At 67.9% G+C, this 21,475-nt stretch carries 20 protein-coding genes and 1 tRNA gene; 18 read left to right on the top strand and 3 right to left on the bottom strand.

Annotated elements, in window-relative coordinates:
- Window positions 1–20: 20 nt before the first annotated feature.
- The 10 genes from C2U31_RS26920 (at window position 21) to pdxK (ending at window position 9,045) form a co-directional block, all read left to right on the top strand.
- A complete protein-coding gene (locus C2U31_RS26920; protein WP_103275597.1) occupies window positions 21–1,928 on the top strand; it encodes a DUF2341 domain-containing protein in 1,908 nt (635 codons plus the stop codon).
- 9 nt (window positions 1,929–1,937) lie between these two features.
- Window positions 1,938–2,357 carry a biopolymer transporter ExbD gene (locus tag C2U31_RS26915; protein WP_103275596.1) on the top strand — a complete coding sequence of 140 codons (420 nt, stop codon included), beginning with the start codon at window positions 1,938–1,940 and terminating at the stop codon, window positions 2,355–2,357.
- A 17-nt stretch (window positions 2,358–2,374) separates the two neighbouring features.
- Window positions 2,375–3,088, top strand: coding sequence for an energy transducer TonB (locus C2U31_RS26910; RefSeq protein ID WP_103275595.1), 714 nt, complete (start codon window positions 2,375–2,377; stop codon window positions 3,086–3,088).
- Window positions 3,089–3,125: 37 nt separating this feature from the next.
- Window positions 3,126–4,820 carry a putative porin gene (locus tag C2U31_RS26905; protein WP_103275594.1) on the top strand — a complete coding sequence of 565 codons (1,695 nt, stop codon included), beginning with the start codon at window positions 3,126–3,128 and terminating at the stop codon, window positions 4,818–4,820.
- Between the two features lie 10 nt (window positions 4,821–4,830).
- Window positions 4,831–5,529, top strand: coding sequence for a DNA repair protein (locus C2U31_RS26900; protein ID WP_233772518.1), 699 nt, complete (start codon window positions 4,831–4,833; stop codon window positions 5,527–5,529).
- Between the two features lie 18 nt (window positions 5,530–5,547).
- Window positions 5,548–6,051 (top strand): YbjN domain-containing protein, encoded by a 504-nt coding sequence (locus tag C2U31_RS26895; RefSeq protein WP_103275592.1) that lies wholly within the window; start codon window positions 5,548–5,550, stop codon window positions 6,049–6,051.
- Between the two features lie 97 nt (window positions 6,052–6,148).
- Window positions 6,149–7,195, top strand: coding sequence for a peptidylprolyl isomerase (locus C2U31_RS26890; RefSeq protein WP_103275591.1), 1,047 nt, complete (start codon window positions 6,149–6,151; stop codon window positions 7,193–7,195).
- Window positions 7,196–7,208: 13 nt separating this feature from the next.
- A complete protein-coding gene (locus C2U31_RS26885) occupies window positions 7,209–7,622 on the top strand; it encodes an MbcA/ParS/Xre antitoxin family protein (RefSeq protein ID WP_233772517.1) in 414 nt (137 codons plus the stop codon).
- Window positions 7,619–8,107, top strand: coding sequence for an RES family NAD+ phosphorylase (locus tag C2U31_RS26880; RefSeq protein WP_103275589.1), 489 nt, complete (start codon window positions 7,619–7,621; stop codon window positions 8,105–8,107). Before C2U31_RS26885 ends, C2U31_RS26880 begins: the two co-directional genes overlap by 4 nt.
- 77 nt (window positions 8,108–8,184) lie before the next feature.
- The gene (pdxK, locus tag C2U31_RS26875) at window positions 8,185–9,045 is read left to right on the top strand and encodes a pyridoxine/pyridoxal/pyridoxamine kinase (RefSeq protein WP_103275588.1); all 861 of its coding nucleotides are present in this window, start codon (window positions 8,185–8,187) and stop codon (window positions 9,043–9,045) included.
- Window positions 9,046–9,114: 69 nt separating this feature from the next.
- On the opposite strand, the gene C2U31_RS26870 is transcribed toward pdxK, so the two are convergent.
- Together C2U31_RS26870 and C2U31_RS26865 are read right to left on the bottom strand one after the other, a co-directional pair.
- Window positions 9,115–10,401, bottom strand: a complete 1,287-nt coding sequence (locus tag C2U31_RS26870) for a phospholipase A (RefSeq protein WP_103275587.1) — start codon at window positions 10,399–10,401, stop codon at window positions 9,115–9,117.
- A gap of 221 nt (window positions 10,402–10,622) precedes the next feature.
- The gene (locus C2U31_RS26865; RefSeq protein WP_103275586.1) at window positions 10,623–12,125 is read right to left on the bottom strand and encodes an aldehyde dehydrogenase family protein; all 1,503 of its coding nucleotides are present in this window, start codon (window positions 12,123–12,125) and stop codon (window positions 10,623–10,625) included.
- A 153-nt stretch (window positions 12,126–12,278) separates the two neighbouring features.
- On the opposite strand from C2U31_RS26865, the gene C2U31_RS26860 reads away from it, so the two are divergent.
- From C2U31_RS26860 to C2U31_RS26830, 7 genes are all read left to right on the top strand, one after another.
- Window positions 12,279–13,031, top strand: coding sequence for an amino acid ABC transporter ATP-binding protein (locus C2U31_RS26860; RefSeq protein ID WP_103275585.1), 753 nt, complete (start codon window positions 12,279–12,281; stop codon window positions 13,029–13,031).
- Between the two features lie 129 nt (window positions 13,032–13,160).
- Window positions 13,161–13,952 (top strand): ABC transporter substrate-binding protein, encoded by a 792-nt coding sequence (locus tag C2U31_RS26855; RefSeq protein ID WP_103275584.1) that lies wholly within the window; start codon window positions 13,161–13,163, stop codon window positions 13,950–13,952.
- Window positions 13,953–13,976: 24 nt separating this feature from the next.
- Window positions 13,977–14,669: an amino acid ABC transporter permease gene (locus C2U31_RS26850; RefSeq protein WP_103275583.1), complete on the top strand. Its 693-nt coding sequence runs from the start codon at window positions 13,977–13,979 to the stop codon at window positions 14,667–14,669.
- Window positions 14,670–14,671: 2 nt separating this feature from the next.
- Window positions 14,672–15,361: an amino acid ABC transporter permease gene (locus tag C2U31_RS26845; protein WP_103276596.1), complete on the top strand. Its 690-nt coding sequence runs from the start codon at window positions 14,672–14,674 to the stop codon at window positions 15,359–15,361.
- Between the two features lie 20 nt (window positions 15,362–15,381).
- Window positions 15,382–16,671, top strand: coding sequence for an FAD-binding oxidoreductase (locus tag C2U31_RS26840; RefSeq protein ID WP_103275582.1), 1,290 nt, complete (start codon window positions 15,382–15,384; stop codon window positions 16,669–16,671).
- A gap of 12 nt (window positions 16,672–16,683) precedes the next feature.
- Window positions 16,684–17,268, top strand: a complete 585-nt coding sequence (locus C2U31_RS26835; protein ID WP_103275581.1) for a helix-turn-helix domain-containing protein — start codon at window positions 16,684–16,686, stop codon at window positions 17,266–17,268.
- Window positions 17,269–17,444: 176 nt separating this feature from the next.
- Window positions 17,445–17,518, top strand: a tRNA-Arg gene (locus C2U31_RS26830).
- A gap of 1,621 nt (window positions 17,519–19,139) precedes the next feature.
- Here the strand turns inward: C2U31_RS26830 and C2U31_RS30705 are convergent.
- Window positions 19,140–19,808 carry a TetR/AcrR family transcriptional regulator gene (locus C2U31_RS30705; protein ID WP_158658477.1) on the bottom strand — a complete coding sequence of 223 codons (669 nt, stop codon included), beginning with the start codon at window positions 19,806–19,808 and terminating at the stop codon, window positions 19,140–19,142.
- 785 nt (window positions 19,809–20,593) lie between these two features.
- Here C2U31_RS30705 and C2U31_RS26820 point away from each other — a divergent pair.
- On the top strand, window positions 20,594–21,454 hold the full coding sequence (locus tag C2U31_RS26820) for a phytanoyl-CoA dioxygenase family protein (RefSeq protein ID WP_103275579.1): 861 nt from the start codon (window positions 20,594–20,596) through the stop codon (window positions 21,452–21,454).
- The last annotated feature ends 21 nt before the right edge of the window (window positions 21,455–21,475 follow it).

The raw sequence follows: 21,475 nt of genomic DNA, 5'->3' as shown, positions 1-21,475 counted from the left end.
TTCCTCCCGGAGTCCTGACCATGCAACGTTTACTGATGTTCCTACTGACCGTGCTGGCCGGCCTAGCGCCGGCGGCCGCCAACGCCTGGTGGCAGGCCGACTGGCAATACCGCAAGCAGATCACCGTGGACACCACGCCGCAAGGCGCGCCGCTGGGCGGCTCCGCCGGCCGTTCGCCGCTGCTGGTGCGCCTGCACACCGGCAACTTCACCTTCGACGGCATCAGCGAGAAGGGCGCCGACATCCGTTTCGTCGCGGCCGATGATCAGACCGTGCTGAACCATCAGCTCGAAGCCTTCGATCCGCTGCTGGGCATCGCCCTGATCTGGGTGGACGTGCCCGAGCTGGCCGACGGCCAGCGCCAGGACATCTGGATGTACTACGGCAACCAGAAGGCCCCGGCCTCGGCCAACGGCCAGCTGACCTTCGACCCGAACTACACGCTGGTCTACCACTTCGACGGCGCCGCCGGCGCGCCGCCGCGCGACACCACCGCCTACAGCAACCACGCCCAGACCCCGACCACCGCCGCGGTGGACGGCGTGATCGGCCGCGCCGCGCAGTTCGCCGGCGGCGCGCCGCTGATGCTGCCCGCGAGCCCCTCGCTGGCCATCCCGGCCGCCGGTTCCTTCACGTTCAGCGCCTGGGTGCGCGCCGACCAACCCGCAGGCGAGCAGCTGATCTATGCCCGCCGCGACGCCGGCAATTCGCTGCTGGTCGGTATCAATCAAGGCGTGCCCTTCGTCGAGGTCAACGGCCAGCGCAGCCAGCCCGGCCAGCCCCTGGCCCCGGCAGCCTGGCAGCACGTGGCCGTGACGGCCGACGGCAGCAAGGTAAACCTGTACGTCAATGGCCGCGTCTCGTCGTCGCTGGCCGCCAGCCTGCCGCCGCTGAACACCGTCGCCGCCCTGGGCGGTGACGTGCCGGCTCCGGCCGCCGCCCCAGCTGCCTCCGCCGCGCCCGCCGCCGACGGTCAGGCGCCGGCCGAAGCCGCGCCCGCCCGTCCGGTCTATGCGCCGTTCGTGGGCGCCATCGACGAAGTGCGCCTGTCCAAGATCGCCCGCCCCGCCGCGCTGATCCTGGCCGACGCCACCGCGCAGGGCGCCGAATCGCGCCTGGTGGCCTATGGCACCGACGAAGAGCAGTCCGGCTTCGGTTTCGGCGGCCTGGGCTTCCTGCTCAAGGCCGTGCCGATCGACGCCTGGGTCATCATCGCCATCCTGGTCGTGATGATGGTGCAGTCCTGGTTCATCATGATTCGCAAGAGCCGCAACGTGGCCCGCGTGGCCCGTGCCAACGACGCCTTCCGCGAATCGTTCGCCAAGGTCGGCAAGCGCCTGGAACTGCTGGCCGACGACGCCAACCTGGCGCGCTCGCTGGAGCATGCCTCGCTGTGGCGCCTGTACCGCGTGGCGGTCAATGAAATCCGCACCCGCCGCGAGCAGGGCGCCGACACCAGCTCGATCTCGGCCGCCACCATCGAAGCCATCCGCGCCTCGATGGACGCCGTGCGCACCAAGGAAAACCAGGTGCTGGGCGCCAAGCTTGGCTCGCTGTCCAACGCCATCGCCGGCGGCCCGTACATCGGCCTGCTGGGCACGGTGCTGGGCATCATGGTGGTGTTCCTGGGCACGGCCATGGCCGGCGACGTGAACATCAACGCCATCGCGCCCGGCATGGCCGCCGCGCTGCTGGCCACCGCCATGGGCCTGTTCGTCGCCATCCCGGCCCTGTTTGGCTACAACCGCCTGGTCTCGCGCAACAAGGAAGTCAGCGCCGATATGCGCGTGTTCGTCGACGAGTTCGTCACGCGCCTGGCCGAAGTGCATGGCGAGACGCAGGAACAGGAAGCCGCCCACCATCCCGCGCCGCGCGCTGCCGGCCGCCCCGCGGTCCGCGACGCGCAGCCCGCCGCCGCCGAAGCATAAGGAGATCCCATGGCCTCCGTATCCGCCGCCCAGGATGATGACGACGACGCGCCCGTCGACGGCATCAACATCACGCCGCTGGTCGACGTGCTGATGGTGGTGCTGGTCATGTTCATCCTGACCGCCACCGCGCAGATCGCCGGCATCAAGGTCAACCTGCCCAAGGCCAGCTCTTCGATGGCCCTGTCGCAACCCAAGACCAAGGCGATCTCCGTCAACGATGCCGGCCAGGTCTTCCTGGACGCCTATCCCGTCACCCTGCCCGAGCTGGAGGACAGGCTGCGCACCGAGAAAGCGCTCAATCCCGACTTCCCGGTCATCGTGCGCGGCGACGCCGCCGTGCAGTACCAGAAGGTCGTGGAAGTGCTGGATCTGCTGCGCCGCCTGGAACTCGCCCAGGTCGGCCTGGTCACCGGCAAGCCGCAATAGGGGCCGAGGCAAACGTCATGTCGTTTCCTGAATCCGATTCCCCGCGCGCGCGGCGTCCGGCGCTGCGCTGGCTGAAGCTGGCGGCGGTGGCCGTGGCGCTGGCCGCCGCGGCCTATCTGCTGTGGCGCTGGGCCAATGACATGTCCGGCGTGCGGCGCGAGCCGCCGAAGGTGTCGGCCATCATTCCGCTGCCGCCGCCTCCTCCGCCGCCGCCCGAGCCCGAGAAACCGCCGGAGCCCGAGCAGCCCAAGGAAGAGCAGCAGCCCGTGCCCGAGCCTGAGCCCGTGCCCACGCCCGAGCCGCCCAAGCCGCAGGACGAGGCGCCGCCTCGGCCGGCCGACGACCTCGCCAACCCGATGCAGATCGATGGCGACGCGCAGGCCGGCAACGACGCCTTCAACATCGGCGCCGGTCAGGGCAAGGGCATGTCGGGCGGCGGCGGCGGCCGCGCCGGCAACGCCACGTACAGCCAGTACCTCGCCTACGCGCTGCAGAAGATCCTGCGCGAGGACGAGCGCACCCGCAACCTGACCTTCCGCCTGCAGGCCAACATCTGGCTGACGGCGAGCGGGCAGGTCACGCGCGTCGAGCTCACCAAGTCCAGCGGCGATGCGGACGTCGACGCCCGCGTGGTGGCGGCCTTGCGCGCGGTGCCTGCGCTGGACGAACGTCCGCCGGCCTCGGTCAGCATGCCCATCCGCGCCTCGCTGACCGGCCGCCGTCCCTCCTGAAATCACGAACCGAACAGATCCCTGGAGTGTCAAGACAATGAAGTTCCAACTCAACCGACTGGCCGCCGCGCTGGCCCTGGCCGCCGCGGGCGCCGTGGCGCTGCCGGCGCAGGCCGCGCCGGCCCCGTCCGAGAACGCGACCGTCAACCTGATCCGCCTGCTGGTGCAGCAGGGCGTGATCAAGCAGGACCAGGCCGACGCGCTGGTGGCGCAGGCCGAGGCCGAGGCCAAGAGCGCGCGCGCGACCGGCAATGACCGTGGCGCCGCCGTGGCGCAGGCTGGCGACGTGCGCGTGCCGTACATCCCGCAGACCGTGCGCGACCAGATCCGCGACGAGGTCAAGGCCGAAGTGATGACCCAGGCCAAGGAAGAGAACTGGGCCCAGCCGAACACCTTCCCCGACTGGGTTTCGCGCATCACGGTCGAGGGCGATGTGCGCGTGCGCGACGAGTCGCGCCTGTACTCGGGCAGCAACAGCAACGAAATCACCGATTTCGCGCGCTTGAACGCCAAGGGGCCGTACGACGTCAATCCGCAAGGCGGCAACAGCTACCCGCCGATGCTGAACACGCGCGAAGACCGCCGCAACCAGCTGCGCGTGCGCGCCCGCCTGGGCGTGCGCGCCGAGCTGTCCGAGTCCTGGACCGCCGGCATCCGCCTGGCCACGGGCAGCGACGACAGCCCGGTGTCGACCTCGCAGACGCTGGGCGGCGGCATGTCCAAGAAGGACATCTGGCTGGACCAGGCCTACCTGACCTACCGTCCGACCAAGTGGGCCACCGTCACCGGCGGACGCATCGGCAATCCGTTCGATTCCACCGACATGCTGTTCTCGAACGACCTGAACTTCGACGGCGTGGCCGCGATCTTCAAGCACCCGCTGCAGGGCCGCGACGTGACGCTGTTCGGCACGCTGGGCGCCTTCTCCACCGAGTACAGCGCCAACGGCTGGAACTCGTCGTCCTTCAAGGAAGGCAAGAGCGAGGACAAATGGCTGCTGGCCGCCCAGGCCGGCGCCGAGTGGAAGGTCAACAACAGGAACACGCTGCGCGGCTCGCTGGCCTACTACCACTTCGACAATATCGCGGGCAAGCGCTCCAGCCCCTGCTCGCCGTGGAACGGCGACCAGAACTGCGACACCGACTGGTCGCGTCCGGCCTTCATGCAGAAGGGCAACACGCTGTTCCTGCTGCGCGACATCATGGCCAATCCGGCCAACCCCGGCGCCACGCCGCAGCCGCAGTTCGTGGGCCTGGCGTCCAAGTTCGACCTGCTGGACGTGAACCTGCGCTGGGATACGCGCGTGTTCGACGGCCTGGGCCTGCGCCTGAACGGCAACTACATCCGCAATCTGGCCTACAGCAAGGGCAAGATCTGGAGCCGCTCGCAGGGTCATCTGGTCAACAACTTCAACGAGAACGGCGAAGTGCAGAGCGGTCCGAACGCCTGGATGCTGCAGGCCACGCTGGGCCGTTCGTTCGACCTGAAGGAGAAGGGCGACTGGCTGGCCTTCGTCGGCTACAAGTACATCCAGCCGGATGCCTTGCCCGACGGCTTCAACGATTCGTCGTTCCACCAGGGCGGCACCAACGCGCGCGGCTACTACATCGGCGGCAGCTACGCCTTCGACAAGAACGTCTATGGCGTGTTGCGCTGGATGAGCACCAAGGAAGTCTACGGCGCGCCGCTGGCCATCGACACCATGCAGTTCGAGATCAACGCCAGGTTCTGAGGCCATGGACATGCACACCGTATGGGATGAATCCGGCCGGTCCGCGCCGCTGTCGGCCGGGCGCGGCCGCCGGCTGGCGGCCATGGCGGCGCTGTGCGCCGCGGGCCTGACGCTGGGCGGCGCCGCGCAAGCCGAAAGCATGGAAGAGAAGCTGCGCGCGCAGCTGCGCAGCACCACGCAGCAGCTGCAGCAGATGCAGAGCGAGCAGGCCCAGGTCAACGCCGCCAAGGCGGCGGCCGAGGCGCAGCGCGATGCGGCGCAGAAGGAGCTGGAAGCCTTGCGCGGTCAGCTTGCCCGCGCCCAGGGCCAGGCCGAGAAGCTGTCGCAGCAGCAGAGCGCCGTGCTGGAAAGCGCCCAGTCGCAGATCGCCGCCAGCAACGCCCAGCTGGGCAAGTTCAAGGGCGCCTACGACGAGCTGCTGGTCCTGGCGCGCACCAAGGAAAGCGAGCGCGCCAAGCTGGCCGGCGCGCTGGCCCAGCGCGACGAGCAGGTCAAGAGCTGCGTCGCCAAGAACCGCGAGATGTACCAGGCCGGCAAGGACATCCTGAACGCCTACGAGCGCGTCAGCACGGGCGACATGATGGCCATGCGCCAGCCCTTCGCCCGCAGCGCGCGCGTGAAGTTCGAGGAACAGGCGCAGGAGTACGGCGACAAGCTGTACGACGCGCAGGTCCCGGCCTCGGCAGCGATGCAGGCCCAAACCAAATAAACCCGCAAGGAAATGACGATGACCGACTCCAACCTGATTCTCGACGTGAGCGCCGAACGCCTGCAGGAAGTGCTGCAATCGGCCGGCTACCGCGTCACCGTGTCCGAGCAGAACGGCATGGTGCAGCTGCTCAGCGCCAGCCAGGGCGTGGGCTTTGCCGCGCGCATGGGCAACCCGGCCCTGCCGGAAGGCCAGTTCCTGGACTACACGCTGAGCTGCGCGCTGCGCGTGCAGGGCGAGCTGCCGGCCGGCCTGGCCGAGCGCTGGAACGTGGAAAAGCGCTTCGCCCGGCTGACCGTGCAAGGCGCCTTCCTGGTGCTGGAACTGGACGTGATCGTGGCCGGCGGCGTGTCCGAGAATTATCTGCTCGCCACCACCGAACTGTGGGACCGCCTGCTGCAGGAATTCCTGCTGTTCCTGCGCGCCAACGCCACGCCGGGCGCCGGCGAGGAAGCCGGGCAGTCCCAGGAATCGCTGTCCGAGGCGCAGGCCGAATCCGCGGCCGAGCCGACGACGCACTAAGGCCCGCGGGGCGGCGCCCCGGGCCGGCGTCCGCGATGGCGGATCCGGTCCGTGTCCGCCGCCCGCCGCGAGCGCTTGCCAGCTTGTGAGACAGACCATGAACAGCATCCTGAAACAGCCCACGAAAGTCCGTATCGCCGCCGCCGTGCTGCTGGTCGCCGGCGCGGCCGGCGCGGTCGCGCTGATGCGCGGCAGTCCCGCCCAGAGCAGCGAAAGCAAGCCCGCGCCGCAAGCCGCCGCCAAGCCGGCGGCGGCCGCCGCGCCCGCCGCCGGCGTCAAACCGCCGGCCGTGGCCACGCTGGGCGCGGTGCAGGTGGATCGGGACGAGCTGCAGCGCCAGCTGCAGGCGCTGCCGCCGCAGGCGCGCGCGCAGCTCAAGGACAATCGCGCGGGCCTGGATCAATGGCTGCGCGCCCGGCTCGCCGAGAAGGCCTTGATCGAACAGGCGCGGGTGCAGGGGTGGCAGGACAAGCCCGAGGTCAAGCGCGCTTTCCAGGCGGCGCAGGAACAGATCCTGATGCAGAGCTACCTGGAATCCGTCAGCCGCGCGCCCGACGACTATCCGACCGAGGCCGACCTGGCCTCCGCGTATGAGCGCGCCAAGCCGCAGTTGGCCCAGCCCGCGCTGTACCGCGTCAGCCAGATCTTCCTGCCGGCCCCGCTGGGCGACGCCGAGGCCGTGGCCGCCGCGCGCAAGCAGGCGCAGGAACTGGTCAAGCGGGCCCAGGCTCCCAAGGCCGATTTCGCCGCGCTGGCGCGCGCCAATTCGCAGGATGCCAGCAGCCGCGAACAGGGCGGCGACATCGGCTTTTTGCCGCTGGCCCAGCTGACGCCGGAGATGCGCCCGGCGGTCGAGCAACTCAAGACCGGCGACGTGTCGGCCCCGGTGCAGTCCGCCGCGGGCTTTCATATCCTGAAGCTGGCGGACCTGCGTCCGGCCAGCGTGACTCCGTTCGATCAGGTCAAGGGCGAACTGCGCGCCGCGCTGCGCAGCCAGCGTCAGGAACTTGCCGCGCGCGCTTATCTGGAGGGCTTGCTGAATGCGGGAACCGTCAGTATCGATGGCGCGGCCCTCAATGCCGCCTTCGAGCAAACCGCGGCCGCCCCGGCGACCGGCGGCGCCGTCGCGAGCGCCAAGCCCTGAGGCGCCGGAGCCTGTGCCCGCGTTGGCGCGGCGCCTGGATGACAGGCTGCTGCAGGCGCTGGGCCAGGCTGATCCGCCCGTCAGCGTCCAGAGCGCGGCGGCCCTGATTCAGGCGCTGCGCGCCACCTTTTCCGACGAGATGCGCCGATGGTTCCCGCTGGTGCCGGAAGCCGAGCCGGGCCGCGCGCGGGAGGCGGCGCGCGAGGCCAGCCTGGACCTGGCCGATCTGCGCGTGCTTTATCGCGCGCTGCGGGTCGCGTGGCTGGCCGAGCTGGTCTTCGGCGAGCGCGAGCTGGCGCACCGCTGGCTGTGCCAGCCCAAGCGTCGCCTGCACGGCCGGGTGCCGCTGCTGCTGTGCCAGTACGGCCGGTATGCGGCGATGATCGAGCAATGGCTGGTCAACATAGACGAAGGAAACGGCCCATGATCGCGCTTTGGCGCTTGAGCAACAGCCAGGACCTGCGGCCCCGCGGGAGGCCGCCAGGCCGCTGGCATGGCCCCGGCGCGCCGGTGGTGGTGCTGGACGCCAGTCCGGCCGCCGCCGTGTTCGCGCGGCTGGCCCAGGCCGAGGTGGCGCACCCGCGCGCGCTGCCGCGCCATTACTTCCTGCTGGAGGTCGTCGCGCCGGAGAGCGCGATACAGGACAGCGATGCGCCGGCCAACTGGCTCACCGACCTGCAGGCCACGCGCGCGCTGGGCAATGCCTGGCTGGCGCGCGGCGAGACCGCGCTGCTGCGCGTGCCCTCGGCGGCGGGCGGCCTGCAGTACCTGCTCAATGCCGAGCACCCGCAGCTGGCGCAATGCCAGATCGTGTCGGCGCTGGCCTATCCCTATCTGCCGCATCTGACGGGGCTGGACAGCGCCGTGCTGGATGGCGCCGGCTGGCTGGTCACGGCCCGGCCGGGAGAGTAGCCGGGGGCGGGACTAGAATAAGCGGACGCCGCCGGCTGGCGGCGATCCCCTATCCGTTCCCCCGAGGAGCTTGCAGCATGACCGCAACTTCCGCTGCCCCAACGCCAGGCGCAGCGCTGCCCGCCGCCACCGTCCAGGTGGACATCATTTCCATCCAATCCCAGGTCGTCTATGGCTGCGTCGGCAACAACGCCGCCATGCCGGTGTTCCGCAAGGCCGGTTGGCGCGCGCTGGCCGTGCCCACCGTGATCCTGAGCAACACGCCGCACTATCCGACGCTGCACGGCGGGGCCGTGCCCATGGATTGGTTCGACGGCCTGTTGCAGGGTCTGGAAGACCGGGGCGTGACGCGCGTGGCGCGGGCCGTGGTCTGCGGCTACCTGGGCCAGCCGGCCCAGGCGGACGCGCTGGCGCGCTGGCTGCCGGCGCTGCGCGCCGCCCGGCCCGACATCCAGGTGCATATCGATCCGGTCATGGGCGACCGCAACGACGGGCTGTACGTGAACGAGGGCCTGGTCGCGCAATACCGCGACCTGCTGGTGCCGCATGCCGACGGCATGACGCCCAATCATTTCGAGCTGGAGCTGCTGGTCGGCCGCAAGCTGGGCTCGCTGGACGAGGTGGTCGCCGCCGCCCGCGAACTGATCGCGCGCGGCCCGCGCTGGATCGTGGCCACCAGCGCCGCGCCGGCCCAGGCCGAGCCCGGCACGCTGCGCCTGGCCGTGGTGACGCGCGATGAGGTCACGGTGGTCAGCCATCCGGAGATCGCCATTCCGCCGTCGGTGCATGGCACCGGCGACGTATTCATGGCCGCGATCACCGCCGCGCTGCTGGCCGGCCAGCCCCTGGCCGAGGCCGCGCGCGATGCGGCGCGGCAAGTCACCGAGGCGCTGGCGCGCACGCGCGAGCTGGGCTGGGAAGAGCTGGCGGTGGAATGAAAGCGTTGCGGCCCGCGCGCCTTGAAGGGCGCGCGGGCCGCAACGCGAGCCGGCATGGGCCGCCGGGCCTCAGGGCACGATGGACAGGCCCACGCGGAACTGCGAGTCCTCGCGCCGGTTGTAGCCCAGCAGCGTTTCGCCGTAGCCGTTGAAATACTGCAGGTGCAGGTAGCCGTTCATGTTCAGCCAGGTGCGCTGCAGCGGCCAGGCGAAGTCCAGCTGGGTCGTGCGGCGCTGCTGGTCGCCCTGCCGGTACAGGGCCGTGACCACGGCGCCGTTGTCCTGGGCCCAGCGCAGCTGCCAGTCGATGCGGCCGGCGTAGTCGGCGTAGTCCGGGTTCTCGCTGGCCACGCCGAAATAGGCCTTGATCCTGGGCGCGAAGGTCAGCGTGCTGCCACTGTCGAGGCGATAGTGGAAACGCGGTTCGACATAGCCGTCGTTGACCGAGCGCGAATCGGGGCCGTCCTTGCCGTTCGAATTGTGCTCCGCGCCGACGTTCACCCCCAGGCGCCAGTTCTGGCTTTCCGAGGACCAGAGATTGTCGGACAGCCAGAACACGCTGGGATTGAAGGTGGTGTCGATGAAGGGCATCGAGTCGCTCTGCAGATCCCAGAGCGAGGTCTGGGTGTATCCCAGATAGAAATTCTCGTACCAGTTCGCGGGCCGGTTGGCGGCCGGGCTGAAGAGGCGGTACTTGGCGCTGATCTGGAAGCGCGCGGTGGTCTTGCCGCGCGTGCCGATGTCGAAATACACGGGCTTGTATTCGGATATCGCGCTGCGAAAGCGCGAGAAGGCGTCCGCCTGGCCGGGCGCGGCGGACGCGTCGGGCGAGGGGCCGCCCTGCGGCGAGGCGCCGGCGGCGGCGACTTCGGGCGCGGGCACGGGCTGGCCGCTGCGCGCGTCCACCACCGGACCCTGAGCAGGCGTGCTGGCCAGCGTGCCGCTGTCGCGGCCGGTGGCGTCCAGCGCCATCATGGCGGGCTGGCCCTCGATGGAAACGGCCTGCAGCCCGCGCGCGCTGGCGGGCACCTCGGCCGACCAGGCCAGGCGCGCGAAGTTGTTCACCGGCACGCTGTAGCGCGCCTGCCCGCCCTGCAGGCGGGCCAGGCTGCGCACGATCTGGCCGTCCTGGCCGCGCCATTGCAGCACCAGTTCCGGCGGCGCCTCCCAGGTGGCGCGGGCATTGCCTTCGTTGAAGTAGACCGCCTCGATGGTGACGGTGTCGCCGGGGGCGGCCGAAGGGCGGTCCAGTCGGTAGGACACGCCGGCCGTGGCCGTGCCGGCCATGCCCAGCGCCAGGGCGGCGGACAGGACGTGCAGGGCGGGGAGGGCGTGGCTCGGGCGGTGGAAGCTCATGGGGCGGGACGGATTGAGGGGACGAGGCAATGTAGCATTAAGAGAAAGGCCCACCCCCGAAGCGCTACGCGCTCCCCCAGCTGGGCGGCCCACTCCAGGGGGCGCCGCCGCGGACCGGCAAAGCCGGCTCCGCGCGGCCCCGCAGCGTGATGCCTGCGTCATGTGTAAAAGACTATGGGCAAGTGCAACACGGCTTTCGTATCCCGTTCGGCGCGCCGTCCCTATTCGCCGAACTTGATGCCCTGGGCCAGCGGCAGCTGGCGCGAGTAGTTGATGGTGTTGGTGGCGCGGCGCATGTAGTTGCGCCACGCGTCCGAGCCCGATTCGCGGCCGCCGCCGGTTTCCTTCTCGCCGCCGAACGCGCCGCCGATCTCGGCGCCCGAGGTGCCGATGTTGACGTTGGCGATGCCGCAGTCCGAGCCCGAGGCCGACAGGAAGGTCTCGGCTTCGCGCAGGTCGTTGGTGAAGATGGCCGAGGACAGGCCTTGCGGCACGGCGTTGTTCAGCGCCAGGGCCTGGGCGAAGTCGGTGTAGCGGATCACGTAGAGGATGGGCGCGAAGGTCTCGTGGCAGACCACGTCGGTCTGGCCCGGCATCTCGGCGATGGCGGGGCGCACGTACCAGGCGTCGGGATACTGTTCGGCCAGCGCGCGCTCGCCGCCGGTGACCTTGCCGCCCTGTTCGACCGCGGCCTTGAGCGCCGACTGCATCGCGTCGTAGGAAGCGCGGTCGATCAGCGGGCCGACCAGCGTGCCGGCGTCCAGCGGATTGCCGATGGGGGCGCTGGCGTAGGCCTGGTGCAGGCGGCGCAGCAGCTCGTCGGCCACGCTGTCGTGCACGATCAGGCGGCGCGTGCTGGTGCAGCGCTGGCCGGCCGTGCCGATGGCGCCGAAGACGATGCCGCGCGCGGCCATGTCCAGGTCGGCGCTGGGGCCGACGATGATGGCGTTGTTGCCGCCCAGCTCCAGCAGCACGCGGCCGAAGCGCTGCGCCACGCGCGGGCCGACCTGGCGGCCCATGCGGGTCGAGCCGGTGGCCGACACCAGGGCGACGGCATGCGAATCGACCAGCGCCTCGCCGATCTCGCGGCCGCCGATCAGCACTTCGGAAAGTCCCGCCGGCGCATCGCCGAAGCGCTGCGCGGCCTGCGCGAACAGCGCCTGGCAGGCCAGCGCGGTCAGGGGCGTTTTCTCCGACGGCTTCCACACCACGGCATTGCCGCAGACCAGCGCCAGCGCGGCGTTCCAGGACCACACGGCCACCGGGAAGTTGAAGGCGCTGATCACGCCCACCACGCCCAGCGGATGCCAGGTCTCCATCATGCGGTGGCCGGGACGCTCGGAGGCGATGGTCAGGCCGTACAGCTGGCGCGACAGGCCCACGGCGAAGTCGCAGATGTCGATCATTTCCTGCACTTCGCCTTCGCCCTCGGCCAGGATCTTGCCGGCCTCCAGGCTCACCAGCCGGCCCAGCTCGCGCTTGTGGCCGCGCAGGGTTTCGCCGAACAGGCGCAGCAGCTCGCCACGGCGCGGCGCCGGCACGTCGCGCCAGGCCAGGCTGGCCTGACGGGCGCGGGTGATGGCGGCATGCGCCTGGGCCACGCTGTGTTCGCGCACCCGCGCCAGCTCGGCGCCGTCGATGGGACTGCGCGCGGCCAGCGTGCCGCCGGTGAGCGCGGCCGGATCGAGTCCGAGCGCGCGCAGGATGTCAGATGAAGTGTCCATGCCGGTTCCTTGGGTAGCGGTGCGGGGCAGGGTTATGCCTAAGTGGCGATTTCGGAAAAAAATTTACTATACGAAACTCAAGCTGTAAATGCGAAACCCCCCGGATGCCGGCGCGCTTGCGCCGCATCCCGCGTCACCCGATCGGGAGCATTGATGGCCGTTGAACCCCTGCTGCGAGTCCAGGCAGTCACCAAGACCTACCGGCGCGACGGGCAGCCCGCCTACCTGGCGCTGGCCGGCATCGACTGCGAGCTGCGCCGGGGCGAGGTCATGGTGGTGGTCGGCCCGTCCGGCTCGGGCAAGAGCACGCTGCTGCGCACGCTCAACGGCCTGGAGACCATCGACAGCGGCGCCATCACGGTGGACGGCGTGTCCCTGACCGATCCCGCCACCGACATCAATCGCTGGCGCACCGACGTGGGCATGGTGTTCCAGCACTTCAATCTGTTCCAGCATCGCAACGCGCTCGACAACGTGGCGCTGCCGCAGCGCGTGGTGCGCGGCCGCGACCGCGCCCAGGCCGAGCGCTACGCCCGCGAGCTGCTGGGCCGCGTCGGCATGGCCGACTACGGCGCCCGCTATCCCAGCCAGCTGTCCGGCGGCCAGCAGCAGCGCGTGGCGATCGCGCGCGCGCTGGCCATGGATCCCAAGCTCATGCTGTTCGACGAGGCCACGTCGGCGCTCGATCCCGAGACCGTGGGCGGCATCCTGGAGCTGATGCGCGCATTGGCGCGCGACGGCATGACCATGGCGGTGGTGACCCATGAAATGGGTTTCGCCCGCGACGTGGCCGACCGCGCCCTGTTCATGGACGCCGGCCGCGTGATCGAGGCCGGCACGCCGGCCGAGGTGTTCGGCAGTCCCCGGGAGGCTCGCACGCGGGCGTTCCTGGAGAAGATCCTGTAGCGGCGGCGCAAGGCCGATACAGTCGCCGCCAGCGAGCGGCATGCGCGCCGGCCCGGCGAAACCGGGCGCCGCCGGCGCGCGGATGGCAGGCCCGGAATGACGTCAGACCACACATTCAAGGGGTAGAGCATGTTCAAGATCAAGCAATGGCTGGGCACGGCCTGCGTGGCCTGGGCGGCGGCGTCGGCGGCGCTGCCGGCGCAGGCCGACGAGCTGGGCGACATCATCAAGCGCGGCGAGCTGCGGGTGGCGGTGCAGACCTCCGGACCGCTGATGAGCTTCATGGACAAGAACGGCAAGCGCACCGGCCTGGCGGTCGAGGTGGCCCAGCGCATGGCCGACGACCTGGGCGTGAAGCTGGTGCTGCAGGACTACGAGTGGAAGGGCCTGATCCCCGCGTTGCTGTCGGGCAAGGCCGACATGGTGGCGGCGGACATGACGCCCACGCCGCAGCGCGCGGCCCAGGTGCTGTTCTCGGCGCCGATGTTCTACGCCGAGACGGTGGCCGTGGTGCCGAAGGATTCGCCCTACAAGCGCTACGCCGAGCTGGACAAGGCCGGCGTCACGGTGGGCGCGCTGGGCGCCAGCACCTACGCTGAAGTGGGCAAGAAGATGCTGCCCAAGGCCACGCTCAAGGAATTCTCCGGCGGCAGCGCGCCGGTCGGCCAGGCGCTGTCCAGCGGGCGGCTGGACGCCGGCATCATGTCCATGTCGACCGCCAACCAGTTCCTGATGGACTTCGGCAACCTGCGCGTGCTGGACGGCATCATGGTGCGCGAGCCGCTGGCCTTCGCGGTGGCGCCCAACGCCTTCCGCCTGAAGTTCTGGCTCGACAACTGGCAGACGCTCAAGACCGCCGACAACACGCTGCCCGAGCAGGTGAAGTACTGGTACTCCACTGACTGGAAGAAAGAGCACTGAGGCCGTCCGCCAGGGGCAGCGCGCATGGATTGGTTGATCGACTACTACAACTGGCGCATCGTCAGCCAGTACGCGGGCCAGTTCGCCGCCGGCCTGGCCAACACGCTGATCGCGGCCGGCGCCAGCCTGGCGCTGTCCGTGCTTGCCGGCATCCCGCTGGCGCTGGCGCGCATGTCGCCGCGCGCGCCCTGCTGGCGGCCGGTGGCCGGCTATGTGCAGTTCGTGCGCGCCACGCCGCTGCTGGTGCAGATCTATCTGGTCTATTACGCGGTGCCCATGCTGATACCCGGCGCCAAGGGCTGGAGCGAGATGGCGCTGGGCATCATGGCGATGACGCTGCACCACGCGGCCTATATGAGCGAGATCATCCGCGTCGGCATCGAGTCGGTGCCGCGCGGCCAGGTCGAGGGCGCCAAGGCCTGCGGCATGAACTACGGCCAGCGCCTGCGCTACGTGGTGCTGCCGCAGGCCTTCGCCAACACGCTGCCGCCGCTGCTGGGCCAGACGGCAGTGCTGATCAAGGACACCTCGCTGCTGTCGCTGATCACCGTGTTCGAGCTGGTGGCCGCCGGCGTGCAGATGAACAGCGAGCGCATCGTTCCCAACGAGAGCTTCCTGACCATCGCCGCGGGCTATCTGCTGATCTACGGCGTCATGCTGCTGCTGTCGCGCGGCGTCAGCTTGTGGCTGGCCGGCCCGGCCTGGAACGCGAGGTGAGCATGCTGGAATCTTACCTTTCGACCGCCGGCGTGGTGCTGCCCTTCCTGCTCAAGGGCTTCTGGGAAACGCTGAAGATCTCGTTCTTCGCCATCATCGCCGGCTCGCTGCTGGGCTTCGTCATCGGCGTGGTTCGCAGCTACCGCATCCGCGGCCTGCACCAGCTGCTGGGGCTGTATATCCACGTGCTGCGCGGCACGCCGTTCCTGGTGCAGCTCTATATCTTCTACTTCGTGCTGCCCAGCTCCGGCATCGCCTGGCTGCACTGGGACTCGGCCACGGCGGCCTTCGTGTCGCTGTCGGTCTACACTTCCTGCTACGTGGCCGAGATCATCCGGGGCGCCATCGAGGCCGTGCCGCGCGGCCAGACCGAGGGCGCCATGACGCTGGGCCTGAAGCCCTTGCAGATCCTGCGGCTGGTGATCCTGCCGCAGGCGCTGCGGCTGATCGTGCAGCCCATGAGCGGGGTGTACGTCATGCTGATCAAGAGCACGGCCATTCTGTCCGTGGTCGGCATCACCGAGCTGACGCGCCAGGGCGAGGTCTTCATCATCACCTTCCCGGCCAAGTCGCTGTTCATCTACGCCATGATCGCGGCCATCTATTTCCTGTACTGCTATCCGCTGCTGCGCCTGGCCAACTGGCTGGAAAAGCGGCTGGCCGGCGGCCTGCAAGGCGCCAGCCTCAACTAGAACGGACGCCGCCGAGCACCATGCCCACCGAGTACGCCGACACCTACTACAAGCGCACGCTGTCCGACCCGCAAACCCGCTATCCGGCCCTGGCAGGCCCGGAAAGCGCCGAGGTCTGCGTGGTGGGCGGCGGCCTGGCCGGCCTGTCGGTCGCGCTGGAACTGGCCCGGCGCGGCCGGCAGGTCACGCTGCTGGAAGGCAGCCGCATCGCCTGGGGCGCCTCGGGCCGCAACGGCGGCTCGGTCTCGCCCGCGTTCTCGGCCGGCGCCGACGCCATCCGCCGCCATGTGGACGAGGATCATTACCGCGCGCTTTACCGGCTGTCGATGGAGGGCGTGGAGATCATCCGCGCCAACATCCGCGACCTGGACATCCGCGACGCCCACAAGGTCGACGGCCGCCTGCGCGTGGTGCGCTACGACGCCGGCGACGCGCTGCAGCGCTGGTGCGAGGAACAGCAGCGCGTTTTCGAACGCGACGTGCGCGTGCTGTCGCGCGCCCAGCTGCGCGAGCGGCTGGTGACCGAGGCCTATTTCCAGGGCGTGGACGATCCCACGTCCTTCCATTTCCATCCGCTCAACTACGCGCGCGCCCTGGCGCGGGAGTGCGCGAGGCTGGGCGTGCGCATCCACGAGGATACGCCGGCGCAGCAGTTGGCGCTGGACGGCGCGGTCAAGCAGGTCGCCACCGCCGGCGGCCGGGTCGAGGCGCGCACCGTGGTGCTGGCCACGGGCGGCTACACCTGCGCGCTGCAACCCGCGCTGCGACGGGCCATGCTGCCCATCGCCACCTACATCATGCTGACCGAGCCGCTGGGCGAGCGCGTGCGCGAAGCCATCCGCAGCGACGCCGCCATCGGCGACGACCGCCGCGCCGGCAACTACTACCGGGTGCTCGATGGCGGGCGCATCGGCTGGGGCAGTAGAATCACCACCCGGATCGACGACCCGCCCGACCTGGCCGAGACGCTGCGCCGCGAACTGCTGTCGGTTTACCCGCAATTGCAGGGCCTGCGCGTGGAAACCGCCTGGTCGGGACGCATGGCCTACGCGCGCCACCTGATGCCGCAGATCGGCCTGCTGGCGCCGGACGTCTGGTACTGCACGGCCTTTGGCGGGCATGGCATGAACACCGCCTCCATCGGCGGCCGCGTGGTGGCCGAGGGCATCACCGGCGACAGCCACCGCTATCAGCTGTTCCAGCCCTTCGGACTGGCCTGGAACGGCGGCGCGCTGGGCCGGGCGGCGGTCCAGCTCACATATTGGTCTTATCAAGCGCGCGACTGGTGGCGGGAGCGCCGGTCGCGCTGACAGGGTGTACAGATGCAAGGCAACAAACAGAGCGTGTTGGCACAACGGCTGCGAGCCCTGCGCCAGGCGCGGGACTGGACGCTGAAGCAGGCGGCGGCGGCCACCGGCGTGTCCGCGTCCGCTCTGTCCAAGATCGAGAACGGCCTGCTGTCGCCCACCTATGACAACCTGATCAAGATCGCCGCCGGCCTGGATCTGGACGTGGCCGAGCTGTTCACCCCGTCCGACGCCCACATGGGCACCGGCCGCCGCAGCCTGGGCCGACAGGGGGAAGGGCGCCAGTACGAAACCCCGTACTACGACCACCGCCTGCTATGCACCGCGCTGTCGCACAAGCGCATGATGCCCTTCCACACCCGGGTCAAAGCGCGCTCGTTCGAGGAATTCCAGGATTGGAGCCGCCACCATGGCGAGGAATTCGTCTACGTGCTGAGCGGCGAGGTCGAGCTGTACACCGAGTTCTACGAGCCGGCCCGGCTGCGCGCGGGCGAAAGCTTCTACATCGACAGCCGCATGGGACACCGCGTCATCAGCGTCAGCAAGGAAGACGCGCTGGTGCTTTGGGTGTCCACGCACACGGACCTGGGCGAGGAATAGGGGAGCCTTCCCGTCTTTTTCCCTTGCTTCGCGCAACAAGGTAAAATGCGCCCGCCCGGAGCCTTTCCGGGCATCAAACCCATCGCGCGGCGGCAGTTTGGCCGCAACGTGACCGCAACTTGGTCGCATAGGGCGCGGATCCTCCCGGCGCGTGGTCGGGAGGGGCGGGTTTCAGGGCGACGTTAGCTCAGTTGGATAGAGCAATTGCCTTCTAAGCAATAGGTCAGAGGTTCGAATCCTCTACGTCGCGCATTCTCCTCTCGCTATGGCGCGCTTAGCGAGCACTTATCCATTTGGACTGGCGTTGGCGTTGAGCTTAGCCAGGGGCAGATTGCAATCCCCACGACGCCGGGGCGATGCCCCGGCGCGTTTAATGACTTAAACCTGAGTCGGTTTCTTTCTGCGTGCATTCGATTCATCCTTCCTTCTCCGTCGTTGTTCCCGCTTTAGCGATGCACGGATAGTTGCGCACAAAATACCAAACGTAATTGCGATGAATGCAATGTCTTTCATTATTTGAATCATCGTAGGCCTGCGAAATCGACACGCTTGCAGGCAGTCACGGAAACTGCCTGCTTCACAAGGACAAAACTGAAGATCACATGGTTCTGTGCGCGGGAGCGGCGCCGCGCAAGACCTGGTATGTCCACAGCTTCCTGAGCCGACATGGCTTGCCGCCTGTCTCTGGGTAGAGACGCGTGATGTCCGAGGCGTCACCAAGCCTGGCGTCAGGTCGGCACGTAAAGCGCGCGCGCTATTGCGCGCTCGCGGCGTATCGGCATCGGAATCGCTGATTCTTCAACAACCACTTTTGGTGCGCCACGGAAGAATGCCCTTGGCCCGGCTTATAAGGCGATCGAGGCGGCCGGCGAGCCGCTCGACGAGTGATGGGTATCGACATCGGGCCAGCTATAGCGGGGCGCCGGCGCTCAATTCAGCCGTCGTGCAAGTGACTTTGGTGTGGGGTATGTCAGATCCCGCGCCGACCAGGTACGCATGCACGCGTCTTCTCGGCGCGCCTGCGTGTTCGATCGTGCATTGGATAGAGCATCGCGTTTGACGATCTTTGTGTCCCGAAGGAGCAGGGCGAAGCGCCAACGCCTGGCGAGCGACGGCGCCGCGAGGGCTGACAAACTGCAGGAAAAACTTCAAAAAGCGCATCGCCACCTCCAATTGGTAGATGCCGGGCGCTCGTGGGCATGGGTGGCATGCACACATGAAGCGTGTGCCGCCGATCAAGGCAGGGATGTTGGGGCTTTCCGAGGCTTCTTGACGAAGCTCGAAGGGGTGCCGAATCCTGTCCTACAGGATCCAGCGGGGCGAGTTCGTGCTGCGATCCGGTTAGACGTGATGCATGTCGATGCGCAATCGACAGCGGGTGCCTGAATCCAAACTCACGAAGCCGCCTTTTCAGAAGATGAGGATCCTGAATTCTAGCTGAACATTTTGCGATGCACAATCAAGGCTCGGGTGAAGCGGAGCGAGGATATCAGGGCATGAATCCGGCGCGCTGCGATCTGTCCACTGAGCTGCGGCACCATGTGGAGTGAACTGAGGGAATCGAACCTTCGCCGCGCGGCTTGGCAGGCAGCCGGTTCACCGTGAGCATGCCCATGGCAATGCAAAACTCGCTCCCTTGTGAAGGGCGGGTTTCTGTCGGGAGGCGTCGCATGGCAACCACGCGGCACAACAACTAAGCAGTTTGTGCCCCGAGCGCGGAGACCGGCGCAAGTCTCCATTTTGGTTTGGGCTGCAACGGGGCAGCTGGTCCGTTGCAGGCAACAAAGCCGTCAACTTGGTGCCGACCTTCTGCAATGTTCTCTGTCGAGCCCGCCTTGTCATCGGTGGCAAAATCCGATCGACGCATCGATTCAGATGGAGCCACGACATCCATCAGACGGTTCCACAAGGGCAAGACATGCGGCTTTCAGGCGTATGCCAAGAAGGCCCAGGGCGGGGGCGTCCTGGCTGCCCCAGTGGGCCATCACGATGGCGCCTTCGGTCAGGCAGGAGATCAACGTGGCGGTGGTGTGGGCTTCGGTTTGCGTCAGGTTCGGGTTGATCCTGCGCAGGATGAGGATCAACGCCTGGATGTATTCGGTGTAGATCCGCTTGATCGAGTCCGCGACGACGGGACGGTGGCGGCCCATTGCCCACACTTCCAGGTAGAGGTTTCGCACGTTGACGTTACGGACAAACGTCCAGGCGTCGTCGAGGAAGACCTTCAGGTCATCGGTCGGGGACTCGTACTGGCCTTGCGCCAGTTGTCTGGAATAGCGCATGAACTCCTCGGTCGAGGAGTCGATCGTTGCAAGAATGAGCGACTCCAGATCGCCGAAATGATGCTGTACGGTGCTGAGTCGCACGCCGGCGGCGGCGGCCACTTTGCGCAGCGAAAATTCTGCATAGCCTTGCGCCAGCACCTCTTTCGACGCTTTCAGGATGGCCGCGCGCTTGCGCTCGGACTGCTCGGCTCGCACGCCCTGCGCGCTTGTCCTGGCGGCGGCGGACGACGTGTTTTCGCTTTGGTGTTTGGTCATGGCACGGATGGAAGTCTGTCGGATCCCTGGTGATTCTGGCGGCATGCAATCAGTGAATCCGGTGGACCGTCCCGGGTTTCGCAAAGAGCGAGGATGGCGCCATGAGGCTGTCAACCAAGTTCTCGCCCGAGGCGAGTGAGCCCTCGACTGGGGCAGGCGGCGCGAGGGGAGTACGCATCGTGGCGGGCGGCCATCGAATCCATCGCGCCCCAGACCGAGGGAGCCCAGGCCCGATGCGCTCCAGCTGCTCCCCAGCGACCGCGATCCCTTCGTGGATGAAAGGGGCTTGCGGGGTCGGCATGACGGGCGACTGACGCGCGCCTGGAATGAGGAAGCGCTGACGATGTCGGAAATTCGTATCGTAACAGGCGCATTTCTTCGCCGGGCCGCCCGCCGCGCCAGTCGCAAGGGACGAATACATCGGCCTGGAGCGGTCATCGCGTCACGCCCATGAGCGATCAGGCTGGCCATCGGCGTGGCGACCTCGCGTTTCCCGTTGCGGGAACGGTCGGCTCAGCCCTGCGGCGCCATGTAGACGTCCTGAATAATTAAAGGTCAATTGACCAATTAAATGGCGGGCTATTTCTTATGGCGATTTCGGGCATTTCTTTCCAGGTCGCGATCGAAAAATATGTTTAAAACAGCTGAATAAACGCGAAATTCTATTTCCGGAGGACGGGTTTTCCCGACCTTGACGGTATGGCTTGGCATATTTCATGATGCATTCAGTTGGTCATTTGACCAACAAAATAAGTCAACGCTATCCGACACAAAGGAGATGCTTCATGACCCGGCCCACCAGCGCTTTGCGCACCGTCACGACCTCGACGCCCATCGCGGAGATCCTCCAGATCCTCAAGCAAGATGGCGGCGTCATCATCAAGAACTTCCTCGCCAAGGCACAGATCGACAGCTTCAACGCCGAAATCCAGGGGCCGATGGACGCCCTTGCGCCGGGATCGACGCACGAAATCGAGTTGATTGCCGAATTCCACGGCGCAAACACCAAGCGTCTGACAAATCTGGTCACGTACAGCAAGACCTTCCGCGAGGAAATCCTCGACTGTGATCTGGTGCATGACCTGCTCGACGCGATCTTCCTTGAGGAATCCGGTTCGTACTGGATGACCACCGCGCAGGTGATTGAAATCGGCCCCGGCAACAAGGCGCAGATGCTGCACCGCGACCTGGAGAACTGGTATCCGTTCATCGGCATGGGACCCAAGGGGCCCGAGGCCGCCCTGAATTTCATGATCGCCTTCACCGACTACACCGAAGAGAACGGCGCCACCCGGATCATCCCCGGCAGCAACCACTGGGAGGATTTCGAGGATCGCGGCACGCCGGAGCAGACCATCGCCGCCAGGATGAAGGCTGGAGATGTGCTCCTGTACAGCGGCAAGACCGCTCATGGCGGCGGCGCCAACCTGACCACGGACCAGTACCGCCGAGGCGTGGCCTTCGCCTTCAACCCCGGCTTTCTCACCGGCGAAGAGGCCTACCCCTTCCTGGTCAGCATGGACATCGTTCGACAGCTTTCGCCGCGCGTCCAGCGCCTGCTCGGATTCCGCTCGCAGTACCCCATCGGTTCGCCCGGCCTCTGGCAGGTCAACTACAGCGAACTGGGCGACTACCTCAAGCTCTGATTTCCAATTGCAGGCAACCTG

It is taken from the genome of Achromobacter sp. AONIH1 (assembly GCF_002902905.1).
Lineage (GTDB): Bacteria > Pseudomonadota > Gammaproteobacteria > Burkholderiales > Burkholderiaceae_B > Achromobacter.
The sequence above is the reverse complement of the archived record's forward strand: the minus strand, read 5'-3'. Positions and strand labels throughout refer to the sequence as shown.